General features: G+C 68.8%; 8 protein-coding genes. 5 read left to right on the top strand and 3 right to left on the bottom strand.

Annotated elements, in window-relative coordinates:
• The 4 genes from VGE03_RS14305 to VGE03_RS14320 all read left to right on the top strand — a co-directional run.
• Positions 1–229 (top strand): SDR family oxidoreductase (locus tag VGE03_RS14305; protein WP_331047147.1); only part of this gene is annotated, 229 nt, incomplete at its 5' end.
• A 72-nt stretch (positions 230–301) separates the two neighbouring features.
• Positions 302–811 carry a hypothetical protein gene (locus VGE03_RS14310; protein WP_331047148.1) on the top strand — a complete coding sequence of 170 codons (510 nt, stop codon included), beginning with the start codon at positions 302–304 and terminating at the stop codon, positions 809–811.
• Between the two features lie 58 nt (positions 812–869).
• Positions 870–2,039, top strand: coding sequence for a benzoate/H(+) symporter BenE family transporter (locus VGE03_RS14315; protein ID WP_331047149.1), 1,170 nt, complete (start codon positions 870–872; stop codon positions 2,037–2,039).
• 97 nt (positions 2,040–2,136) lie between these two features.
• Positions 2,137–2,313, top strand: coding sequence for a YegP family protein (locus VGE03_RS14320; RefSeq protein WP_331047150.1), 177 nt, complete (start codon positions 2,137–2,139; stop codon positions 2,311–2,313).
• Here the strand turns inward: VGE03_RS14320 and rimM are convergent.
• The 3 genes from rimM to ffh all read right to left on the bottom strand — a co-directional run bounded on the left by rimM (position 2,310) and on the right by ffh (position 5,036).
• Positions 2,310–2,834 carry a ribosome maturation factor RimM gene (gene rimM, locus VGE03_RS14325; RefSeq protein ID WP_331047151.1) on the bottom strand — a complete coding sequence of 175 codons (525 nt, stop codon included), beginning with the start codon at positions 2,832–2,834 and terminating at the stop codon, positions 2,310–2,312. The genes VGE03_RS14320 and rimM overlap by 4 nt on opposite strands.
• 112 nt (positions 2,835–2,946) lie before the next feature.
• Entirely contained in the window at positions 2,947–3,489 is a 543-nt protein-coding gene (rpsP, locus tag VGE03_RS14330; RefSeq protein ID WP_331047152.1) for a 30S ribosomal protein S16, read from the bottom strand.
• A gap of 23 nt (positions 3,490–3,512) precedes the next feature.
• Positions 3,513–5,036 (bottom strand): signal recognition particle protein, encoded by a 1,524-nt coding sequence (gene ffh / locus VGE03_RS14335; RefSeq protein WP_331047153.1) that lies wholly within the window; start codon positions 5,034–5,036, stop codon positions 3,513–3,515.
• A gap of 307 nt (positions 5,037–5,343) precedes the next feature.
• Here ffh and VGE03_RS14340 point away from each other — a divergent pair.
• Positions 5,344–5,699: phosphoenolpyruvate carboxylase (locus VGE03_RS14340; RefSeq protein ID WP_331047154.1), on the top strand; the 356-nt coding region annotated here is incomplete at its 3' end.

Below are 5,699 nucleotides of genomic sequence, written 5' to 3' on the forward strand. Positions count from 1 at the left end.
CTCGGCCGGCGCCATGCGCACCCTGTCGCTGGCCGGCATCTCGGGCGGCCGCGGCCTGCACTCCAAGTCGGCCCAGTTCTCGCTGATCAAGGAAGAGACCTCGATGGAAGGCGTCGCCGGCGCCGCCCTGTGGCTCTGCTCCGACCTCGGTCGTTCGACCACCGGTGAAGTCGTCCACGTCGACGCCGGCTTCCACGCCGTGGGCCTGCCGGAAGACATCGAGGGCTGAGGCGTGGCGGGTCGTTTCCCGCCACGCGGTTCCGGCGACTAGAACTACCGACAATCTCGGAAGGACTTCTCGATGCGCCTGACCCTTGAGATGTTGAAACTGCTGGCGGCCGTCACAGGCCAGCAGGGATCGGAGTCCTACGATGCCCCCGACCGTTCAGGACAACCCGCGGCGGTGGTCGGTTACGAAACATTCGACGCCGACGGCACGCTTATCCACCGCACAACCTTCACGCCGGAAACCTGGGCCGGACGGCGATGGCGGGCGGAGAGAGAGAGCTTCGATTCCGGGGGCGTCCGGGCGTTGGAAGCTACATCTACGGCGGAGTGTCCGGGCTTAGGCTATGTGCTTGAACGTATCGCGACGCTGAATCCGGGGCGTTTCAATGTCGTCGGGTTCTCCGCGAGGCCGGAGGAACTGTCCCCCCGGACACTCGATGGCTACACCTATAATTTCTTCGGTCCAGGCCTCGACGCCGACAACTCGGACACGCGGCTTGCCGTGCGGAGCGGATCGGGTGAAGTCGGGGCGCTGGGGAGACTCGCGGACTTCCAACTTAAGGACTGTTGGCGGCGGGTGTAGGTGGTCCGCACCACAGCGGTCTCTTCCCCCGTCCGAACCAAACCGGTAAGCGCGGGCGATGACCGCCCCTCGCCTGCCCGTCTCCGCCCTCTCGGCGGCCGCCGTCGGAACCGTGATCGGGTTCGGCGGCACGGTCGCGCTGGTGGTGCAGGCCGGGCATGTGCTGGGCGCCTCGCCGGACCAGATCGTGTCGATGGTGACGGCGCTCTGCCTCGGCATCGGCGTGCCGGGGATGCTGCTCAGCTGGCGGCTGAAGGTTCCGGTCATCCTGGCCTGGTCCACCCCCGGCGCGGCCCTGCTGGCCGCCTCGACGCTCGGGGTCGGCTGGCCCACCGCCGTCGGCGCCTTCATCATCGCCGGCGCGCTGATGGTGATCACCGGCCTCGTCCCCGCCCTCGGACGACTGGCGGCGAAGATACCGGGCGGCATCGCCTCGGCCATGCTGGCGGGCGTCCTGCTGCCCTTCTGCCTGAAGCTGTTTCTCGTCTTCCCGACCGATCTGGCGCTGGCGGCGGGCCTGTTCGCCGTCTTCCTGATCATGCGGCGACTGGCCCCGACCTGGGCCCTGCCCGCCGTCCTCGTCGGCGCCTTTGCCGTCCTGGCCCTGCGCGGTCAGGTGACCCTGCCGCCCGGAACCGGCCTGTTCGGACAGCTGTCGCCGGTCGTCCCCGCCTTTGACCTCAAGGCCGCGATCAGCCTGGCCCTGCCGCTGTTCCTCGTGACCCTCGTCTCGCAGAACCTGCCCGGCCTCGTGGTGCTCAAGGCCTCAGGCTACGAGCCGCCGCCCGGTCCGCTGCTGCTCTCGACCGGCCTCGCCACCGTCATCCTCGCCCCCTTCGGCGCCTATGGGATCAACATGGCGGCCATCGTCGCGGCCATCTGCACCGGGCCGGACGCCCATCCGGACCCACGGCGCCGCTGGATCGTCGGCGTGCTCTACGGCGGCCTCTATCTGGTCGTGGCCCTGTTCGCCGCGCCGCTGGCGGGCCTGTTCATCGCCATGCCGACGGCCGCCCTCGCCGTGCTGACCGGTCTGGCCCTGATCGGTCCGCTGACCGGCGCCCTGCACGGCGCCATGGCCGAGCCGGACCACCGGGAGGCCGCCGTCATCGCCTTCGCGGCCACGGCCTCGGGGCTGGCGCTGTTCGGCGTCGGTTCGGCCTTCTGGGGGCTGCTGGCGGGGTTCGTGACGCTGGCGGCCCTGCGCTGGAAGCGCCGTCCCGCCTGATCCTCACGAGGCTGTGTCCGGCCGCCGACATGCGCGCTGTTGACGCCCCGCGCGCTTCCGGCCCAGCCTGACCGCGTCTGAAACAGGGAGACTGCCCGTGGCCCACAAGTTCGAGATCTACAAGGACAAGGCCGGCGAGTACCGCGTCCGGTTCAAGTACAACTCGGAAGTCATCTTCTCGACCGAAGGCTATTCCGACAAATCAGGCGCCAAGCGCGCGATCGAGTCCATCAAGACCCACGTCGGCGACGCGGAAATCGTCGACGCCGACTAGTCCGGCTCGCGCTCGCCGACCTCGTTCGGACGCACCGCCAGCACCCAGCCGTCGGTGATATGCAGTTCGGGGACGGCGTCGCGCGTGAACGGCAGGTACCACGTCGGCCCTCCGGCGGCCGGAGCGATCTCCAGCATGTCGGAGGCGCCGAAATTCTGGACCGACTTCACCGCGCCCAGCACCACGCCCTCCGGATCCCGGGCCTGCAGGCCGATCAGGTCGGTCAGGTAGAACTCGTCCTCATCCGGTTCGGGCAGGCGATCGCGCGGGATGAACAGCTTGAGACCGCGCATCGCGTCGGCCTGTTCCTTGGTGGCGATCTCCTTCGCCCGACCGACCACGCCGTTCTTGTCCGGTCGGGCCGAGGTCAGGGTCAGCCCCGCCGAGCCGTCGGCGCGCAGCAGGTCGCGATAGGCCAGCAGGGCCATCGGATCGGCCGTATAGGCCGTCACCCGCACCTCGCCGCGCACGCCGAAGCCGCCGACGACCTGTCCGACCAGAATGAGCTTGTCCTGCGCCACGGGGGACCTCGTTGAATAACCGCGCCTCCAGTGGCGCACACCGACCCAAAAAGAAAGGCGGCGCCCATCGGACGCCGCCCTCCCCAGATCAATTCCGGCGAACCGGACCCAATCAGGCTTCTTCGGTCGACTCGGCGGCCGGAGCCTCTTCAGCAGCGGCTTCGGCAGCCGGAGCTTCTTCAGCCGGAGCCTCTTCCACGGCCGGAGCAGCAGCAGCGGCGGCAGCGGCGGCGGCGGCTTCTTCCTTGGCGCGGGCGGCGGCTTCAGCGGCCTCGGCCTTGGCAGCGGCTTCGGCTTCGGCGCGGTCGGCTTCGCGCTGGGCGCGCTCGGCGGCGCGCTCTTGCGCCTTCTTGCCCGGCTGGGCCTTGTTCGGGTTGTTGCCCTGGGTCCACTTCACCTTGCCGGCCAGCGTTTCGTCCTGCGACAGGAAACGGGCGACGCGGTCGGTCGGCTGGGCGCCCTTGGCGAGCCATTCAGCGATACGGTCGGCCTTCAGCACAACGCGCTTCTGCTCACCGTCGCGCGGCAGCATCGGGTTGTACGAGCCAACGCGCTCGATGAACTTGCCATCGCGCGGAGCGTGCGAGTCAGCAACGACGATGTAGTAGTACGGGCGCTTCTTGGCGCCACCACGGGCCAGACGGATCTTCAGCATTTCAGGTCTCTTTCAGGGAAGTCTTATTTCTTCGGAGGGAAGCCCGGCAGGCCCGGAAGGCCTCCCGGAAGTTGTCCGCCACCCAGTCCGGCGAGCCGGTCCTGAATGGCCTTCAGTTCGTCGGCGCTCGGCTCGGGCATCTTGCCCCCGCCCATCGCCTTCAGGCGGGCCATGTCCGGTCCGCCCATTCCACCGCCGCCGAGGCCGCCGAGCATGGCGGCCATCTGCTGCATCTTCTTCGGTCCGCCGCGCGACAGCGACTTGACCATGTCGGCCATCTGCCGGTGCTGCTTGAGCAGGCGGTTGATGTCCTGGACCTCGACCCCGGCGCCCGCGGCCACGCGGCGCTTGCGGCTGGCGTTCAGCAGGTCCGGCTTCTTGCGCTCGGCCTTGGTCATCGACGAGATGATCGCTTCCTGGCGGGCGATCATGCGGTCGTCGATGTTGGCGTCGGCCATCTGGGCCTTCATCTTCGCGACACCGGGCAGCATGCCCATGATGCCCTGAAGACCGCCCATCTTCTTCATCTGCTGCAGCTGGGCGGCGAGGTCGTTCAGGTCGAACTGCCCCTTGGCCAGCTTGCGGGCCATGGCCTCGGCCTTGGAGGCGTCCAGCTCCTGCGACGCCTTCTCGACCAGGGCGACGATATCGCCCTGACCGAGGATGCGGCCGGCGACGCGGCGGGCGTCGAAGACGTCCAGCTGGTCGACCTTTTCGCCGGCGCCCAGATATTTGATCGGCAGGCCGGTGACGGCCTTCATCGACAGCATGGCGCCGCCGCGGCCGTCGCCGTCGGCGCGGGTCAGGACCAGACCCGTCAGCGGCAGGCGCTCATGGAAGGCGCGGGCGGTGCGGACGGCGTCCTGACCGGTCAGGCTGTCGGCGACCAGCAGGGTTTCCACCGGCTTGGCGATCGAAGCGACTTCCGCCACCTCGGCCATCAGCGCCTCGTCCAGCGTGATCCGGCCGGCGGTGTCGAGGATCAGGACATCGAAGCCCTGCAGCTTGGCGGACGTCATCGCCCGGCGGGTGATCTGGACGGCGCTTTCGCCCTTCACGATCGGAAGGGTCGCGACCTCGATCTGCTTGCCGAGGGTCTCGAGCTGCTCCATGGCCGCCGGACGACGCGTGTCCAGCGAGGCCATCATGACCTTCTTGCGATCGAACTTGGTCAGGCGCAGCGCCAGCTTGGCCGAGGTCGTCGTCTTGCCCGAGCCCTGCAGGCCGGCCATCAGGATGACGGCGGGCGGCGTGGCGTTCAGGTTGATGGGGGTCGGCTCCTCGCCGCCCAGCATCTCGACGAGGCCATCGTAGACGATCTTGATGACCTGATCGGCCGGCTTGACCGACCGGATGACCTCTTCACCCGTCGCGCGCTCGGTGGCGAAGGCGATGAATTCCTTGACGACGGGCAGGGCGACGTCGGCCTCGAGCAGGGCCACGCGCACTTCGCGCATCGCCTCGGCCACGTCCTTTTCGGACAGGGCGCCGCGCCCGGTGATCCGGTCGAAGACGCCTGTCAGCCGCTCGTTCAGAGCCTCGAACATTCACTACCTCGTCAGCCCCTGCGGGCCACCAAACCGACGGGTGAAACAGTCTCCATAGCGAAATGGCCTCCGGCGACGATCACGTCGGCGGAGGGTTCTCGCCTGCCTCGTCCGGCCGGACCGGGGTCGTGCAGGTGGAGACGCGAGGTTCACTTGCGTCGGAAGCGGCGGCTTATGGCGGAAAGAGAGACGTTTGTCGACTCGGCCCCGGACCGCACATCGCGTTTCAGCGTTAGGCTTTGCGATGGCCCGTTCTCTAACCCCTGATACGGTGCGGTCTCCAACCTCCCCGCTGAAAGAGCCCGCGATGATCCAGGCCGCCGACGACCGCTTGCGCGACGAGGTCCGCCTGCTCGGCGGCCTGTTGGGCGAGGTCATCCTGGCCGAGGGCGGACGCGAACTCTATGATCGCATCGAGGCGGTGCGCCGGGCCTCGGTCGCCTGGCACCGCGACGCCGGTTCCGCCGACGCCGAGCGCCTCGAACAGTTGCTGGGCGAACTCAGTCTCGACCAGGCCGTCGGCCTCGCCCACGGCTTCGCGGTCTTCTCGCTTCTGGCCAATGTCGCCGAGGACCGCGCCGGCAAACGCCGGGCCCAGGCCCAGTCGGCGGAAGGCGCGCGCCCCGACACGCCAGAGGGCGCCCTCGAGCGGCTCAAGGCCGC

The sequence above is a fragment of the Brevundimonas sp. genome, assembly GCF_036400995.1.
Taxonomy (GTDB): domain Bacteria; phylum Pseudomonadota; class Alphaproteobacteria; order Caulobacterales; family Caulobacteraceae; genus Brevundimonas.